Annotated in this window: 13 protein-coding genes and 1 tRNA gene; 3 read left to right on the forward strand and 11 right to left on the reverse strand. The window is 69.1% G+C overall.

Annotated elements, in window-relative coordinates; genetic code table 11:
• Positions 1–689: 689 nt before the first annotated feature.
• Positions 690–780, reverse strand: a tRNA-Ser gene (locus tag ACFE64_RS12000).
• Between the two features lie 94 nt (positions 781–874).
• Here ACFE64_RS12000 and ACFE64_RS12005 point away from each other — a divergent pair.
• Positions 875–1,714, forward strand: a complete 840-nt coding sequence (locus ACFE64_RS12005) for a peptidylprolyl isomerase (protein ID WP_375392699.1) — start codon at positions 875–877, stop codon at positions 1,712–1,714.
• A 187-nt stretch (positions 1,715–1,901) separates the two neighbouring features.
• Here ACFE64_RS12005 and ACFE64_RS12010 read toward each other — a convergent pair whose 3' ends face one another.
• From ACFE64_RS12010 to ACFE64_RS12040, 7 genes are all read right to left on the reverse strand, one after another.
• Positions 1,902–2,510, reverse strand: coding sequence for an ABC-type transport auxiliary lipoprotein family protein (locus tag ACFE64_RS12010; protein WP_375392700.1), 609 nt, complete (start codon positions 2,508–2,510; stop codon positions 1,902–1,904).
• A 4-nt stretch (positions 2,511–2,514) separates the two neighbouring features.
• On the reverse strand, positions 2,515–3,477 hold the full coding sequence (locus ACFE64_RS12015) for an MlaD family protein (protein ID WP_375392701.1): 963 nt from the start codon (positions 3,475–3,477) through the stop codon (positions 2,515–2,517).
• Positions 3,477–4,373: an ABC transporter ATP-binding protein gene (locus ACFE64_RS12020; protein ID WP_375392702.1), complete on the reverse strand. Its 897-nt coding sequence runs from the start codon at positions 4,371–4,373 to the stop codon at positions 3,477–3,479. The genes ACFE64_RS12015 and ACFE64_RS12020 overlap by 1 nt, the downstream gene beginning before the upstream one ends.
• Complete coding sequence (locus tag ACFE64_RS12025) at positions 4,373–5,479, reverse strand: ABC transporter permease (RefSeq protein WP_375392703.1); 1,107 nt, start codon at positions 5,477–5,479, stop codon at positions 4,373–4,375. Before ACFE64_RS12025 ends, ACFE64_RS12020 begins: the two co-directional genes overlap by 1 nt.
• A gap of 64 nt (positions 5,480–5,543) precedes the next feature.
• Positions 5,544–6,809: a DUF445 domain-containing protein gene (locus tag ACFE64_RS12030; RefSeq protein ID WP_375392704.1), complete on the reverse strand. Its 1,266-nt coding sequence runs from the start codon at positions 6,807–6,809 to the stop codon at positions 5,544–5,546.
• A 189-nt stretch (positions 6,810–6,998) separates the two neighbouring features.
• A complete protein-coding gene (locus ACFE64_RS12035; protein ID WP_375392705.1) occupies positions 6,999–10,214 on the reverse strand; it encodes an efflux RND transporter permease subunit in 3,216 nt (1,071 codons plus the stop codon).
• Positions 10,215–10,218: 4 nt separating this feature from the next.
• Positions 10,219–11,388: an efflux RND transporter periplasmic adaptor subunit gene (locus ACFE64_RS12040; RefSeq protein WP_375392706.1), complete on the reverse strand. Its 1,170-nt coding sequence runs from the start codon at positions 11,386–11,388 to the stop codon at positions 10,219–10,221.
• A gap of 212 nt (positions 11,389–11,600) precedes the next feature.
• Here ACFE64_RS12040 and ACFE64_RS12045 point away from each other — a divergent pair, with 212 nt between their 5' ends.
• Complete coding sequence (locus ACFE64_RS12045) at positions 11,601–12,308, forward strand: SIMPL domain-containing protein (RefSeq protein WP_375392707.1); 708 nt, start codon at positions 11,601–11,603, stop codon at positions 12,306–12,308.
• Positions 12,309–12,366: 58 nt separating this feature from the next.
• Here ACFE64_RS12045 and ACFE64_RS12050 read toward each other — a convergent pair whose 3' ends face one another.
• The 3 genes from ACFE64_RS12050 to ACFE64_RS12060 form a co-directional block, all read right to left on the reverse strand.
• The gene (locus ACFE64_RS12050) at positions 12,367–12,621 is read right to left on the reverse strand and encodes a GlsB/YeaQ/YmgE family stress response membrane protein (RefSeq protein ID WP_375392711.1); all 255 of its coding nucleotides are present in this window, start codon (positions 12,619–12,621) and stop codon (positions 12,367–12,369) included.
• A 97-nt stretch (positions 12,622–12,718) separates the two neighbouring features.
• A complete protein-coding gene (locus ACFE64_RS12055; protein WP_375392708.1) occupies positions 12,719–13,018 on the reverse strand; it encodes a DUF1153 domain-containing protein in 300 nt (99 codons plus the stop codon).
• A 103-nt stretch (positions 13,019–13,121) separates the two neighbouring features.
• Positions 13,122–13,346: a hypothetical protein gene (locus ACFE64_RS12060; RefSeq protein WP_375392709.1), complete on the reverse strand. Its 225-nt coding sequence runs from the start codon at positions 13,344–13,346 to the stop codon at positions 13,122–13,124.
• A 163-nt stretch (positions 13,347–13,509) separates the two neighbouring features.
• Between ACFE64_RS12060 and mnmA the strand changes: the two genes are divergently transcribed.
• Positions 13,510–14,610, forward strand: a complete 1,101-nt coding sequence (mnmA, locus tag ACFE64_RS12065; protein WP_375392710.1) for a tRNA 2-thiouridine(34) synthase MnmA — start codon at positions 13,510–13,512, stop codon at positions 14,608–14,610.
• Positions 14,611–15,859: the final 1,249 nt, after the last annotated feature.

A 15,859-nucleotide genomic window follows, 5' to 3' on the forward strand; every position in this document is an offset into this window, starting at 1 on the left:
CGTCAAACTCGCCAGCATCATGCTATGGCTCAAATGATTAAATCATCCCTACAGCAGAAATTTTCGGCCTGCGCTAGGCCCCCCTCTGCGGTCGCTTCGAACATCTGCGCGCAAAATCGCCGCGGGTCTCGTTCCGCTGTTCGGAGGCAAAAACGTCCCTAAAATACGGGAAAAAGATCACTGATCCGCGAGCAGCGAAACCGTGACCTAAGTGTCCGTCACCACGCCGCTTTCTCGGGCAGACCCCCTGGAAAGCGACCATTCCAAGCAAGGCAGCGAAGATCAGGGATCGTCACCGCGCCTCCGTCGGCGCGTTTGCCAGAACGGTACTGGGCACAGGGTCGGCGGAGAATGGGGTCCTGAGATGGCACTGCTGTACGCGGCTATCCTCCTCTCCAGTATCGATCAGAACGCGTTGCCGCGCGGAAACGCGCCGTTTCAGCGATGCTGACCGACAGTTCGGAACGCAAGGCAGACTAGGTGGCGGACCGGCGATGCTTCCGAATCTTTGATACGGAAATGCATCATTTCCGATTCCGTACTGCCCGGCTACCCGGCGGAGAAAGTCGCCCTCACAACCGTATTCCCATTTTCACTTCTGACTCTCTGCAGTATCGAAGGGAAATGATAAGGCGCGAATTCGCGCCGAATTCTGGGGAAAGTCGAATGTTCGAATACTTGCGACTAAGTGGCGGAGCGGGAGGGATTCGAACCCTCGATACGGTTTTGCCGTATACTCACTTTCCAGGCGAGCGCCTTCGACCACTCGGCCACCGCTCCGCTTCCCTTGCGCCTGGGATCGGCGTGGCTAGCCGCTCGCGCGCGGGGCCGCAAGGCGGTTGCGCAGGCGGGGCGGGTCAGGCAGCGTCGGATCATGCTTCCGCTGCTCCTCGCGCTCGCCCAGATCGCCGCCGCGCCGCCGTCGCCCGCCGATCCGATCGAAGCCGACTGGCGGGCGATCCCCGACGACGAGCTGCTGGTGATGACATTGCGTGGCGATCGCCGCGTCGTGATCCGGCTGGCGGCCCGCTACGCACCCGACCACGTCGCCAATGTCCGGCGCCTGGCGCTGGCGCATTGGTGGGACGAGCTCAGCGTCTACCGCGTCCAGGAGAATTGGGTGGCGCAATGGGGCGACCGGACCGAGCAGAAGCCGCTGCCCGCGGGCGTCACCGATCGGCCCGCGGCCGAGTTCGAGATCGCCGGCTTCGCGCCCGCGCAGCGCATGGGCAGACCCGATAGCTACGCGACCGCGTCGGGCATCACCGCCGACGGCTGGCCGGTGGCGAGCGACGGCCAGCATGCCTGGCTGACTCACTGCTACGGCATGGTCGGCGTCGCGCGCGACGCGCTACCGTCCACCGGCTCGGGGGCGGAGCTGTTCACGCCGATCGGCCAGTCGGCGCGGCGGCTGGACCGCAACTACACCGTGGTCGGGCGGATCGTGGCGGGGATGCAGTGGCTTTCCGCGCTGCCGCGCAGCGACGCGCCGATGGGAATGTATGCGGGAAAGGAGGAGGAATGGCCGATCGTGACCGCGCGCCTCGCCAGCGACATTCCTGCGGCGGAGCGGCCGCACTATCAATATCGCGCCGCCGACAACCCGCGGTTCGCCGCCGCGATCGCCCGGCGCGCGCATCCCGAGCCACCGACAGTGGGGCTGGGCGGCGCGAGCGTGTGCGACGTGCCGCTGGCCGTGCGCAAAGCGCCGTGAGCCGGCGTTCTCGGAAGGAGCCGGTCTGAAGCGCCGAGCTTACCGATCCTCCCCGATTGAGGCCCGTTGCCCCCAAATCCGACTACTCGCAGCTCGGCCTGGGCCCTCGCCGGGGAGGCAGCTAAACTACGGTCGATCAGCGTCGAGATGCTCGGCGCTGGCGCATCAGGCACCCAGCTGGCGAGGATCAGGGCTGTTTCACCCAATCCGCGACCTGCGTGGCAACCTGGTTGGCCGCGTCGTTGAGTGCGGGTCCCACCGTCGCCGCGTTGATCGCGGCGACCGGCACGCGCGCTTCGAAGCGGCGTTTCTCGACGCGCGTCTGGTTGGGGCGGATCAGCGTCGCGTCATAGGTGACGACCGCGCTGTTCGCGACCGCGTCCGCCCCGAACATGCGCAGCTCGCCGCCGAGTGTCGCGCTCGGGTCGCTCAGCGACTGAACGCCGGAGAGCACCACCATGCCGGCGCGCGCGGTAACGGTGTCGGCGATCAGGCGTGCGAACAGCCGGGCAGGGGGCTCGGCCCATTGCGCCTCCTTGATATAGGCGAGCGTGGTCGGCGTCGCCTGCACCGGGACGCGCTGGGTCGCGAGCGCGGCAGGGACGGTCGGCACCAGCACCACGATCGAGCGCTGCTCGGCCGAGCTCTGCGACGTGCCGACGGCCGGGCTCGCCGCGGCCTGCAGCGTCAGCAGCGACGGCGGCGGCTTGGGGCCGAAGCTGATGCAGCCGGACAGCGCGGCGGCGAGCGTGAGCGCGAGGAGCGCGTTTACTGGCTTAGCAGGGGCGTGCTTCATGGTCTCACTTGCCCTTGTAGTCAGGGAGCCGCGACGAGCCGACCAGTGCGCCGGCGCCGCGCTGATCGACCTTCTCGGCGATCGAGGACAGTGCCTGGGTCGACACGCGCAGGTCGTGGACGAGCTGGTTCGCCTCGGGGATGGTCTGCTTGGAAAAGGTGGTCAGCCCCGGCTTCGCCGCGACGATCACGTCGTTGAGCGAGTCTGCAGCCTTCTTGGCCGAGCCGATCGCCTGGTTCAGGTTCTGCATCGCCGGCTTCACATCCTGCGCGAGCACGCCGTTGGTGGTCGCCGCCAGGTCGCCGATCTTCTGGCTGGCGTCGCCCGCCTGCTGGATCGCGACACGGGTCTGCGCCAGCGTCGCGGCGATCTCCGGCCCGCGATCGGCGAGCGCGCCGCTCAGCCGATTGGTGTTGGCGAGGATGCCCGCGATCGACTGCTGGTTCTTGTCGCCGAGCAGCACGGTCAGCCGGTCGGTGAGGGTGGACAGGTTCTCCAGCAGCTTCGGTGCCGATGCGAGCAGCGCGCCGATGCCGCCGGCCTTGGGCGGGATTTCAGGCTTGCCCATGCGGCAGCCGGGGCCGGGTTCCTCACTGGCGCAGCCGATCTCCGGCCGGCCGGCGATGCCGCCGTCCAGCGACACGGTACTGGTGCCGGTGAAGCTGCCCAGAACGGTGGCGAAGGTGCCCTGCAGGATCGGCGTCTTGGGATTGATCGCGACGCGGACGCGGACGAATTGCGGATCGGGCTTCCACAGCTCGATTTCCTTCACCTGGCCCGACGGCACGCCCGAATAGGTGACGGCGGAGCCCTTGGCGACGCCGTCCACCGCCTGCTTGAAGAAGATGTCGAACTCCTTGTCGGTGTTGGTGCCGAGCCGCGCCAGCCAGACGGTGAACAGCGCCAGCACCAGCAGCAGGATCAGCACCACGGCGCCGACCAGGACGTGGTTGGAGCGGGTTTCCATCAGTGTGCCCTCATTCTGTCCGAGCTGACGCCCGCATCGCGGTCCTGTTCGTCGCGGATCTCGGTCGGGTGCCGTTTCGCCTCGGCGTCGGCGCTGCCGGTCTTGGCGGCGTGCGCCGCGACGCTCGCCACCGCCGCACGACCGCGCGGCCCGCGGAAATATTCCTGGATCCAGGGGTGATCGGTCGCGAGCAGCTCGTCGATCGTACCGACCGCGATCACCTTCTTGTCCGCAAGCACCGCCACGCGGTCGCAGATCGCGTAGAGCGTGTCGAGGTCGTGAGTGATGAGGAAGACGGTCAGCCCCAGCGTCTTCTGCAGGCCCTGGATCAGCCCGTCGAACGCCGCCGCGCCGATCGGGTCCAGCCCCGCGGTCGGTTCGTCGAGGAACAGCAGTTCGGGATCGAGCGCCAGTGCGCGCGCGAGGCCTGCGCGCTTCTTCATGCCGCCCGACAGCTCAGCGGGAAATTTCGGGCCGGCGTCGGCGGGCAGGCCGGTCATCACCACCTTGTAGGCCGCGATCTCGGCGAGCAGCGCCTCGTCCAGCTCGCGGTAGAATTCGCGCAGCGGCACCTCGACATTCTCGGCGACGGTGAGCGTCGAGAACAAGGCGCCGCCCTGGAACAGCACGCCCCAGCGCTTGCGGATGTCGACCGCCTCGGTCTCCTCGCGGCCGATGGTGGGCTCGCCGAAGACGGTGATCTCGCCCGCGAGCGGGGTCTGCAGGCCGATGATCGAGCGCATCAGCACCGACTTGCCGGTGCCCGAGCCGCCGACCACGCCCAGGATCTCGCCGCGTCGCACGTCCAGATCGACGCCGTCATGCACCAGCTGTTCGCCGAAGCCGCTGCGCAGGCCGCGGACCTGGATGACCGTATCGTCGCGCCGCCGCGGCATCAGTTCCAGCCCACCCAGGTAAAGAAGACCGCGAAGAACGCGTCGAGCACGATCACCATGAAGATCGCCTGCACCACCGCCGAGGTGGTCCGGCTGCCGACCTGCTCGGCGTCCGCCTCCACCAGCATTCCCTGGAAGCAGCCCGCGACCGCGATAATCGCGCCGAACACGGGGGCCTTGATGAGGCCGATATAGAGATCGGTGATCGGCACCACCTCGCGGATGCGCTGGATATAGGTGGCGGGCGGGATGCCGAGATTGCTCCACACCAGCAGTCCGCCGCCGATCAGCGCCACGATCGAGGCATAGAAGCCGAGCAGCGGCATCATCAGGATCGCCGCGAGCACGCGCGGCACCACCAGCGCCTCCATCGGCGAGACGCCGATGGTGCGCATCGCATCGATCTCCTCCGTGAGCTTCATCGTGCCGAGCTGCGCGGCGAAGGCGGAGCCCGAGCGGCCCGCGACCATGATCGCCGTCATCAGCACGCCCATCTCGCGGAAGGTGAGGCGGCCGACGAGGTTGATGGTGAAAACCTCGGCCCCGAACTGGGCGAGCTGCACCGCGCCCTGTTGCGCGATCACCATGCCGATCAGGAAGCTCATCAGCCCGATGATGCCGAGCGCCGTCACGCCCACCACCTCGAAGCGCTGGACGGTGGCGTTGTAGCGGAAGCGCGAAGGGTGGCGCAGGATCGCCCCGAAGGCGAGCGTCGTCGCGCCCAGGAATCCGAGCAGGCCGATGAAGGTGTGGCCCGCCTTCACCGTCGCGTCGCCGACCTCGGCGACGAGGTGCACCAGGCCGTTCTGCTGCCGCACCGGTGTCGCCACCGGCTGTTCGGCCGCGACGACCTGATCGAACAAATACTGGTCGTCGGGGTCCAGCCCTTCGACCGCGGCATGGTGGCGTTCGGCGAAGCGGTGGACCACCCAGGCGCCGACCGTGTCGATCCGCTCGACCTTGCTCATGTCGATGCGGGTGACGGCGCCCTCGACCCGATCGAGCCGCTCGGCCAGATTGCCCAGCCGCGCCAGCGACAGATCGCCCGAAAAGCGCAGCGCACCGCCGCTGGCCCGGTCCTCGCTGAAGTCCGCCATCGCGCGCATCGGCGCTCCCCTTGGGCGAATTGCGCGCCGCGGGCAAGCGCAGCGAAGCGGGGGCGGGCGAGGATCAGCCGAGCGCGACGTCGACGGCGTGGATGACGAGCCCGACCATGCCGCCGACCAGCGTGCCGTTGACGCGGATATATTGCAGGTCCTTGCCCACCGCATTCTCCAGCCGCCGCGTGATCGTCTGGGTGTCCCAGCTCCGCACCGTCTCCGACACCAGCCGGACGATGCCGTCGCCGTAATCGGTCGCCGCGCCCACCGCCGCGCGGCGCACGAAGCGGTTGATCGCGCAGGCGAGCCGACGGTCGTCGCGCAGCGTCTCGCCGATCTGCCGCAGCACGTCGCCGAGCCGGCCGGCCATCGCCCGCTCCGGATCGCGGGCGATGGCGAGCAGGCCGGCGCGCGCCTGCTCCCACAGGCCCTCGAGCCAGCGCTGCATGGCGGGATTGGCGATCAGCTCCGCCTTCACCTGCTCCACCCGGGCGGCCATGGCCGGGTCGAAGCGCAGGTCCCAGGCGAGCTGGTCGAGGCCGTTCTCGGCGCGGCGGCGCAGGGGGTGCTCGGGGTCGGTGCCCATGTCGGCGAGCAGGCCGGACAGGCCGTCGATCAGCTTGTTGGCGACCGTCTCGTCCAGCCCCGTCCAGCGCAGGATCGTGCCCGCCTTGTCATGGACGAGCTGACGGATGAGGTGGTCGTTGTCGGCAAGCGCGCTCGACGCCCAGCGGATCGCGGCATCGATCAGCGGCTGGTGCCGGCCCTCGGCCATCGCCGCCTTGAGCAGCTGGCCCAGCACGGGGGCGACCTCGGTCTCGCGCAGCCGGTTGGCGACTGCCGCCTGGACGAGGCCGCCGAACCGCTGCGGATCGAGCGCGTCGAGCGCCTGCGCCACCAGCTTGGATGCGCCGGCGCGGAAGCGGCCGCCCGCCCCTTCGGGCGGATCGGTCAGCCAGCGCGCGATCGCGCCGGCGACGTCGAGCCGCTGCATCCGCCGCGCGATGACGTGGGTGACGAGGAAGTTCTCGCGCAGGAACTGCGCCAGCTGGTCGCCGATGCGGATCTTGTTGCGCGGCACGATCGCGGTGTGGGGGATGGGCAGGCCGAGCGGGTGGCGGAACAGCGCGGTGACGGCGAACCAGTCCGCCATGCCGCCGACCATGCCGGCTTCCGCGAAGGCGCGCACGAAACCCCAGGCGGGGTGGAGCGGGACAAGCGCGCGGGCGGCGAGGAACAGCGCCGCCATTCCCACCAGCAGGCCGGTCGCGACCAGCCGCATCCGCACGAGCCCCGCCGGCGCGACATCGAAACCGGCGCGGGGGAGGGGGCTCATGCCGGAGACAATGAGCGACAGGCGGTGAAGTTCAAGCGCTCCTCTTTGTCGCTCCCCGGCGAGGAGGGGGACAGCCGCCGCTGGCCACAGGGAGAGGGCCTGCCGTGCGACGCCCGCTCGCCCGTCACGCCCTCGCCGCTGCGCGGCCTGTCCCTCTCCCCTGCAGGGAGAGGGCTTGCTACGTGCGCTTCACTCCGCCGGCGTCGCGTCGGGACCGTAGCCGAGCCGGCCGGGCGCCGCGCCCAGCGCCGGCCGGGCGGGACCGCCCTCGATCAGCGGGCCGCCCTCGTCGCCGGGCCGGTAGGTGAGCAGGCGATGGCCGAGCTTGCGGCCGATCCACTGCTCGACGCCCAGCGCCAGGCTGAACGAGGAGGGCACGATCAGCAGCGTCAGCAGCGTCGACAGGATCAGCCCGCCGATCACCGTCACGCTCATCGGCGCACGGAAGCTGTCGCCGCCACCGACGTTGAGCGCGGTCGGCAACATGCCCGCGACCATCGCGACCGTGGTCATCACGATCGGCTGGGCGCGCTTGTGGCCGGCGTCGAGGATCGCGTCGAAGCGGCGCACGCCCTTGCTCATCTCCTCCAGCGCGAAGTCGACGAGCAGGATCGAGTTCTTGGCGACGATGCCGAGCAGCATCAGCAGGCCGATATAGACCGGCAGCGATACCGCCATCCCGCAGATCTTGAGCGCGAGGCAGGCGCCGAGCGGCGCCAGGAACAGCGAACCGAGATTGACGAACGGCGGCAGGAAGCGGCGGTAGAGCAGCACCAGCACCGCGAAGAGCAGGAAGAAGCCTGCGAACACGGCGATCACGATGTTGCTGACCAGCTCGGCCTGCGCCTTGGACTGGCCGACCTCCAGCTCGGTGACGCCGATCGGCAGCTCCTTCATCGCCGACAGCGCGTGGATCTGCTTGAGCGCGTCGCCCTCGACGACGCCGGGCGCCAGGTCGGCGCCGATCGTCAGCTGACGTTGCTGCGCGATGCGGTCGATCTGGGTCGGGCCGGAGCCGAAGCTGATGTCGGCCACCACCTTCAGCGGCACCGAACCGCCGGTCTGGGTCGGCACCGCGAGGTTCTCGATGTTGGCGAGGCGCTGGCGCGCGGATTGCGCAAAGGCGACGCGGATCGGGATCTGCCGGTCGGCCAGCGAGAAGCGCGCCGAGCCCTGGTCGATCTCGCCCAGCGTGGCGACGCGGATCGCGTTCGAGAGCACGGACGTGGTGATGCCGAGATCGGCGGCGAGATCGAGCCGCGGCTTGATGACGATCTCCGGCTGCTGCAGGCCGCCCTCGACGCGCGGCGCGCGGACCGAGCGCAGGCCCGACATCTGCGCGACGATGCGGTCGGCGGCGGCGGCGAGCAGGGTCGGGTTGTCGCCGCCGAAGGTCAGCGACAGGTCGCGCGCCGCGCCGCCCCAGCCATTCTGGTTCTGGAAGTTGGCGCGCGCGTCCGGGATCGACGCCAGCTGCGGCGTCATCTTCCGTTCGAACTCGGTGGACGTCATCTTGCGGTCGTCGGCCAGCGTCACCGTGACGCGGCCGGTGCCGATGAAGCTCCGCTCGTAGACGTGCGTCACCGTCGGCTTCTGCGCCGTCATCAGCGCGGCGACCTGGTTGACCACCTGCTCGGTGCGCTCCAGCGTCGAGCCCGGCGGCAGCTGGATGCTGACGGTGCTGCGGTCATGATCCTGCGGCGGCTGGAACTGCTGGGGCAGGGTGGCGAAGACGATGACGGTGAGGACGAGCGCGCAGGCGGCGATGCCCATCACCCAGACGCGGTGATCGAGCAGGCGGGCGTAGAACCGCGCCGCGCCGCCGCGCGCCCGCGCCGCGCGCATGCGGCCGAGGTCCACCGACCAGCGCAGCGCGCGCATGTACAGCCGCATCGCCTTGCCGTCGGGGGTGTGCGCGGCACCGTGGCTGGTGAGGAAATAGGCCGCGACCATCGGCGTCAGCAGGCGCGCCACCGCCAGGCTCATCAGCACCGCGGCGACGACGGTGAGCCCGAAGTTCTTGAAGAACTGGCCGGAGATGCCCGGCATCACCGAGACCGGCAGGAACACCGCCACGATCGCCATGGTGGTCGCCAGCACCGCCAGGCCGATCTCGTCGGCGGCGTCGATCGAGGCCTGATAGGCGGTCTTGCCCATGCGGATGTGGCGGACGATGTTCTCGATCTCGACGATCGCGTCGTCGACCAGCACGCCCGCCACCAGGCTGAGCGCCAGCAGCGTCATGCCGTTGAGACTGAAGCCCATCAGCTCCATGAAGAAGAAGGTCGGGATCGCCGACAGCGGGATGGCGATCGCGGAGATCGCGGTCGCCCGCCAGTCGCGCAGGAACAGGAACACCACGACGACGGCCAGCACCGCGCCCTCGATCATCGCGTGGATCGCGCCTTCGTAATTCTGCTCGGTATCGTCGACGCTGGTGCTGCGCAGCTGGAACTGCACGCGCGGATTGCGCTTCTCGAGCGCCGCGAGCTTCTTCTGCGCCTCGCGGAACACCGTCACGTCGGACGCGCCCTTGGACCGCTGGAAATCGAAGGTGACGACCTGGTGCCCGTCGACCCGCGCGAGCGAGGTCTGCTCGGCATAGGCGTCGCGCACGTCGGCGATATCGGCGAGCTTGACCGTGCGGCCGACGCCGGTGTTGATCAGCGTCTGGCCCAGCGCATAGGCGTTCTGCGCGTTGGCGAGCACGCGCACGGACTGCTCGGTGCCGGCGATCTGCGCCTTGCCGCCCGTCGAATTGACGTTGACGAGGCGCAGCTGCGCGTTGACCTGCGGCGCCGTCAGCCCCAGCGCCTGCAGCTTGACGGGATCGACCGTCACGCGGATCTCGCGGCTGACCCCGCCGTTGCGCTGGACTCCGGCCAACCCGGGAATCGACAGCAGCTCCTTCGTGACGGTGTCGTCGATATACCAGCTCAGCTGTTCCACCGTCATGTCGCTGGTGACGGCGGCGTAGTTGGCGATGTCGTTGTTGGTGGTGTCGACGCGGCCGATCTGCGGCTCCAGGATGCCGTCGGGCAGGTTGGAGCGGATCTGGACGATGGCGTCGCGCAGATCGTTGACGGCGCGGTCGATGTTCGCGCCGATCTTGAGCTGCAGCACGGTCTGCGAGCTGCCCTCCTTCACCGTGGAGCGCAGCTCGTCGACGCCCTGGACGTTGCGCGCGGCCGCCTCGACGCGCTTGGTCACCTGCGTCTCCAGCTCGCTGGGCGCGGCGCCGGGCTGGCTGATCTCGACATAGGCGATCGGGAAGTCGATGTCCGGCTGGTCGTTCACGTCCATGCGGTTGAAGCTGATGATCCCGGCGATCGTCAGCGCGATGAACAGCACGATGGGCGGCACCGGATTGCGGATCGCCCAGGCGGAGATATTGCGGAAACTCATCGCGTCATCCCGCCTTCTGCAGCACCGGTTTCACCGTCTGGCCGGGCGCCAGGAAGGCGCCGGCGGCGACCACCACGCGCTCGGTGCCGCTGAGCCCGCCGGTGATCGACACGCCCTGGTCGGTCACCGGGCCCGTCTTCACGTCGCGCCGCGCGGCCTTGTTCGCCCCGTCGACGATGTAGACGTAATTGCCCCTGGCGTCGCTCAGCACCGCCGATTCGGGCAGCATCGGCACCGTGCTGGCGCCGCCGACGATCTGCGCGGTGGCGAAGCCGCCGGGGCGCAGCGCCGGGTCATAGCGGAGCGCGATGCGCGCCACGCCCTGCCGGGTCGCCGGATCGATCACCGGCGCCAGCTGCCAGATCTGGCCGGCGAAGCTCTGCGTCTGGCCGACCGGCGTCACCGTCGCGCGCGCGCCGACATGGAGCGCCGCCAGATCCTGCTCGGCGAGGCTCGCGCGCATCTCCAGCTCGCCGGCCATGGCGATCCGGAACAGGACGCCCGAGCCGGCGCTGACGATCTGGCCGGCTTCGACCTGGCGGGTCAGCACCAGGCCCGCGGCGGGCGCGCGGATGTCGAGCCGGCCGTTGGTGGCGCGCTGCTGGGCGAGCTGCGCCTGGGCGACGCGGACGCGCGCGGCGGCGGCGTCGCGGGTGGCGGTCTTGCTCTCGATGTCGGCCTTGGAGACGAAGCCGTTGGCGACCAGCGCCTTGGCGCGGTCCAGCTCCGACTGCGCCAGCGTCGCGTCGGCCTGCGCGACCTTGATCTGCGCCGCCAGGCTCTCGGCGGTCTGGGTCTGGACGCTGCGATCGACGGTGGCGAGCACCTGGCCGGCGGCGACCCACTGGCCGGGCTCGACCAGCACCCGCGTCACGCGGCCGCCCTCGCCGGCGACGCCGACCGGCATCTCGCGCCGCGCGGCAAGGGTGCCGGTCGCCTGGACGGCGTGGTCGACCACCTGGCGGCCGGGCGCGATGACGGTGACCGACGGCGCCTGCGCCGGGCCGCCGTCCGCCGTGCCGTGCTTCTTGTGCCCCATCACGAAGAACAGGAGACCGAGCACGAGGACGATCGCCACCACGACCGCCGCGCGCCGGGCGCGGCCGGGCGGCGCCGCGGCCTCGCCCGGCAGCGCCAGCTGCTCGCGTTCGTAATTGCCCGACTCGTAGTTCATGCCGCGTCCTGTTGATCGGGGCCGCCCCGCAAGGCCCGTCCGTGGCGGCTGTATTACCGAGCTATAGCACCGGGCTCAAGCCCCATGATGCGCGCCGGTCGGCTGTGGGCCGCCTCATGCCTTGCGGGCGGTGCGCGCGCAAGCGGGGCCGTTCAGCCGCGGTTGCCCGCCGCTGCGGCAGACGGCAGGGCGCAACAGGCGAGGAGACTGCGATGCGATCGATCATGGCGCTGCCGGCGCTGCTCATCACCCCGGCGGTCGCGGTGGCGCAGACCGACCTGCCGGCGGCGGGAACGCTGCTCGAGGTCAGCGCGCAGGGCCGGACGACGCGCGTGCCCGACGTGGCGACGATCCGCGCCGGGGTGGTGGCCGACGCGCCGACCGCCGCCGCCGCGATCGCCGAGCAGGCGCGGCGGATGGCGGGCGTGCTCGCCGCGCTCAGGCGGGCGGGCGTGGGCGCCCGCGACATCGCGACGGCCAATGTCGGGCTGAACCCGCAATACAGATACCAGGACGGTCAGGCGCCGCAGGTCACGGGCTATCAGGCGAGCAACAGCGTGTCCGTGCGCTTCCGGGACATCGTGCGGGCAGGCACCATCCTCGACGCGCTGGTCGCGTCGGGCGCCAACCAGATCAACGGGCCCGATCTGTCGATCGACAAGCCCGACGCGGCGCTGGACGAGGCGCGGGTGGATGCGGTGAAGCGCGCGCGTGCCCGCGCCGATCTCTATGCCGGCGCGGCCGGGCTGCGGGTGGTGCGGATGGTCTCGATCGCCGAGGCCGGCGAGGATGCGGGCCAGCCGCGGCCGCCGGTCTTCTACGCCCGCGTCGCCGCCGCGGCCGCACCGGCGCCGACCGAGATCGCACCGGGGGAGAAGGACGTGACGGTCACGCTCACCATCCGTTTCCTGCTGAACTGAGTGCATGAAAAAGGGCCCGCGTCCTGCGACGCGGACCCTTTCGATCTGCCATGCTACGTCAGCGGACGCTGCCGCGGCGCACCAGGTTGACGATGGCGAGCAGGATCACCGCCCCGACGAACGCCTCGAACAGCGCCACGATCGAGAAGTCCCCGTTGTTCATGTCATGGTTGAAGATCAGCCCGCTGATGAACGCGCCGACGATGCCCACCACGATGTTCAGGAACATGCCCTGCTGTGCGTCCGTGCGCATAACGATGCTGGCCAGCCATCCGACCACGCCGCCCAGAATAAGCCAGACGATGAAATTGATCATGCTTCCCTCCGTTAAGCCCGACTCCCGGGCGCTGGCGGAAAGACGCCTGACCGATAATTTATGTTCCGCTCGCGTTTCGATCGACGCGGCCGGTTCAGTATTTGTGCTGGCGATCGTAGAGCGAGCGATAGTGCTGGATGCGGGTGACGCGCAGGCCCGGCATGCCGGAACGGTCGATCGCGCGCTGCCAGCCGGCGAACTCCTCCACCGTCAGGTTGTAGCGCTCGCAGACCTCGTCGACGGAGAGCAGCCCGCCGTTGACGGCCGCCACCACCTCCGCCTTGCGGCGGACCACCCAGCGCGTCGTCTCGGGCGGGGGCAGGCTGTCGACCGTCAGCGGCTCGCCCAACGGCCCGATCACCTTGGCCGGGCGGATCTTCTGGTTTTCCATCATGCAAGCAACCCTTCGGGGCCGGCGGCCCCCCTCATCCCTGTCGATGCCGGGCGATACGCCGCCCGCTTGAAGATCGGCTGAAACGCCGTGGTGAAAAACGTCTTCATGTCTGGCGCCACCGCAGCGTCACCGCCGCCATCGGGCCGTTGAAGGCGCCGTGGAGCGGCCGGAACAGCAGCGGATCGGCCGCCGCCGTCCAGCGCGCCTGCGCCTGCGCGGTCGGGCTCGCCGCCTGCCGGCCGGCGACCGCCGCCATCAGCGCCACCAGATCGCCCGGCAGTACGACGAGCTCGTGGGCGCGGTCGAAGGGGGTGAGCTGAAGGTTCAACGCGGACATGCTCCTGCCGTGGCGATCGGACGCAGGGCCGTAGGCGCCCCGGCGTGAAGGGCGGGTAAAGCGCCGGGCAAGGAGTCGTTGACGATCCCTAACGGCGCAGCGCCGCCATCGGCCGCCCTTCGACAGGTCGCCGGCAAGCGGGTAAGGGCGGCGCGTGAACGAGGTGGATTTCCAGCTGGGCGCGGGCGCCAGACGCATCGTCGTCGCCATGTCGGGCGGGGTCGACAGCTCGGTGGTGGCCGCGCTCGCCGCGCGCACGGGCGCGGAGGTGATCGGCGTCACGCTCCAGCTCTACGACCATGGCGAGGCGACGGCGCGGCCGGGCGCGTGCTGCGCCGGGCGCGACATCCGCGACGCGCGCGCGGTATGCGACCGGCTCGGCATCGCGCACTATGTGTTCGACCACGAGACGCGCTTCCGCGAAGCGGTCGTGGAGCGCTTCGCCGACGAATACATGGCCGGCCGCACGCCGATCCCGTGCGTCCAGTGCAACACCGGGCCGAAGTTCACCGACCTGCTCGGCCTCGCGCGCGAGCTGGGGGCGGATTGCCTGGCGACCGGCCATTACGTCCGCCGCGTCGTGGGGCCGACGGGGCCGGAACTGCACCGCGGCGCCGATCCGGCGCGCGACCAGAGCTATTTCCTGTTCGCCACCACCGCGACGCAGCTCGACTATCTGCGCTTCCCGCTCGGCGGCCTGCCCAAGGCGCGGGTGCGCGCGCTGGCGGCGGAGATGGGCCTGGCGGTCGCCGCCAAGCCCGACAGCCAGGACATCTGCTTCGTGCCCGACGGCGATTACGCGACGCTGGTGACGAAGCTGCGGCCGGATGCGGCGGCCGGTGGGGCGATCGTGGACATGGCGGGCCGCCGGCTGGGCGAGCATCCGGGCGTGATCCACTTCACCGTCGGCCAGCGGCGCGGCCTGCAGATCGGCGGGACGGCCGAGCCGCTTTATGTCGTCCGGCTCGATCCGGCGCGGCGCGAGGTGGTGGTGGGGCCGCGCGCCGCGCTCGCGGTGGCGGCGGCGCGGCTGTCCGGGCTGAACTGGATCGGCGGCGACCGGTCGGGCCCGCTCACCGCCAAGGTGCGCTCGATGGCCAAGCCCGCGCCGGCGCGGCTGGCGGGCGACCGTGTGGTGTTCGATCACCCGGAATACGGCGTCGCGCCGGGTCAGGCGGCGGTGCTCTATGCGGGCGAGCGGATGCTCGGCGGCGGCTGGATCGAAGCGACGGAGGCGGCGGCGCTGGCGGCGTGAGCAGGCGGCGGCGGCTGGCGGCGAGCGGCGGCTTTCGCCCAAACATGCGCGCTCCGGCGAGCGATACGAGCTACTGAAAGCGGCCGTTCGTCCAGTGCGAGCCTTTCCCGTTTCTCCATCTTCGAGCGGCAATTTTGGGAAAGAGCAATCGGGAACAGGTTTTGGGAAAACTGAACCTGCTATCCGGGTGCCTTCGCGCCGTGGCACCGGCTGTCTAGTTGCAGGTTCGTTTGTGGGAATGGCGGGGATCACTCGTTTGTCGTGTTAGTGACAAAGGCCGAGTCCGCCGTATGTCCAACCGCTGAAGGGTAAGCAGGGCGTTGTTTTAAAACGTTAGCAATTATTTCTCTCGAGAATAGCGATATGCCGCTGAGTACCTTGATCCGATTACTTGTCGCATCAACTTTGATCAGCAGTCTGCCCATTAAGGTCGCAGCAGAGGCATCTCACCATGGACACCCCGCCTGGATGGTAGGCACTTGGGATTTCAGAAGCGCAAACGCCGGGCCGCGTACGAACGACTGCAAAATCGGGACGGATCAAGTTGCGTATAGCGCTAGAGGCTACTGGGTCGGCATTGCGGTTGGAGACTATGGTCGCTGGTGGATTAAAAAGGATCGGCTTTTTGAGCTTACAATCAACCCAGGTGACGGCGGTTCAGCTTCAGACAAACGCACGATAACGAAAATCAAGTTCCGTCGCGTTAGTGCGGTCGAGTTAGAAGTAAAGGATCGAACTAAGCTAGCTAGACTGGTGCGATGCGACCGCAAGCCGAGCATCTGGTTTGCCCGCGGCGTGAAGCATTGATATGCTAACTTAGGTATTACGTAGACGAGACTAGTTTGCAAAGAGAATGCCTGCGGTTAGGAGACTGCCGGCCGCTCGGTTTTAGCATTCCTGCGTTCCACGCCCTGTCGCCAAACACATAATTCCCGACAGCAGGCCGACAAAGCCGGCTTCGGGTCCAGCTCTCTTCGCCAGCAGGCGACAAACCCTGTCGCTTTGCGACAGTGTACGACAACCCCGATTGTATGGTTTCCCGACATACTTCAGCCGGCACGCCAAGGCTCATTCCCGATCAACCATCGTTTGCGGGACAGGCGCAGCGCTCCGCGACGTCGGCTATAGCCATCTGTCTCGCCGAAAGCCGCCGGAGCGCTCTCCACCGAGGCTGTGTGGAAACCCGCTGATCTGGTAGTGTTCTGGCGCGGATGGAGGCGCCGGATGGGTCGTTTCATCGAGGGTAGCG

Origin of the sequence: uncultured Sphingomonas sp., assembly GCF_964250165.1 — a bacterium.
Lineage (GTDB): Bacteria > Pseudomonadota > Alphaproteobacteria > Sphingomonadales > Sphingomonadaceae > Sphingomonas.

Excerpts from the sequence above, each read along its gene's own strand:
- ACFE64_RS12005 (WP_375392699.1), top strand. The coding sequence starts at position 875 with ATGCTTCCGCTGCTCCTCGCGCTCGCCCAGATCGCCGCCGCGCCGCCG.
- ACFE64_RS12010 (WP_375392700.1), bottom strand. The coding sequence starts at position 2,510 with ATGAAGCACGCCCCTGCTAAGCCAGTAAACGCGCTCCTCGCGCTCACG.
- ACFE64_RS12015 (WP_375392701.1), bottom strand. The coding sequence starts at position 3,477 with ATGGAAACCCGCTCCAACCACGTCCTGGTCGGCGCCGTGGTGCTGATC.
- ACFE64_RS12020 (WP_375392702.1), bottom strand. The coding sequence starts at position 4,373 with ATGCCGCGGCGGCGCGACGATACGGTCATCCAGGTCCGCGGCCTGCGC.
- ACFE64_RS12025 (WP_375392703.1), bottom strand. The coding sequence starts at position 5,479 with ATGCGCGCGATGGCGGACTTCAGCGAGGACCGGGCCAGCGGCGGTGCG.
- ACFE64_RS12030 (WP_375392704.1), bottom strand. The coding sequence starts at position 6,809 with ATGAGCCCCCTCCCCCGCGCCGGTTTCGATGTCGCGCCGGCGGGGCTC.
- ACFE64_RS12035 (WP_375392705.1), bottom strand. The coding sequence starts at position 10,214 with ATGAGTTTCCGCAATATCTCCGCCTGGGCGATCCGCAATCCGGTGCCG.
- ACFE64_RS12040 (WP_375392706.1), bottom strand. The coding sequence starts at position 11,388 with ATGAACTACGAGTCGGGCAATTACGAACGCGAGCAGCTGGCGCTGCCG.
- ACFE64_RS12045 (WP_375392707.1), top strand. The coding sequence starts at position 11,601 with ATGCGATCGATCATGGCGCTGCCGGCGCTGCTCATCACCCCGGCGGTC.
- ACFE64_RS12055 (WP_375392708.1), bottom strand. The coding sequence starts at position 13,018 with ATGATGGAAAACCAGAAGATCCGCCCGGCCAAGGTGATCGGGCCGTTG.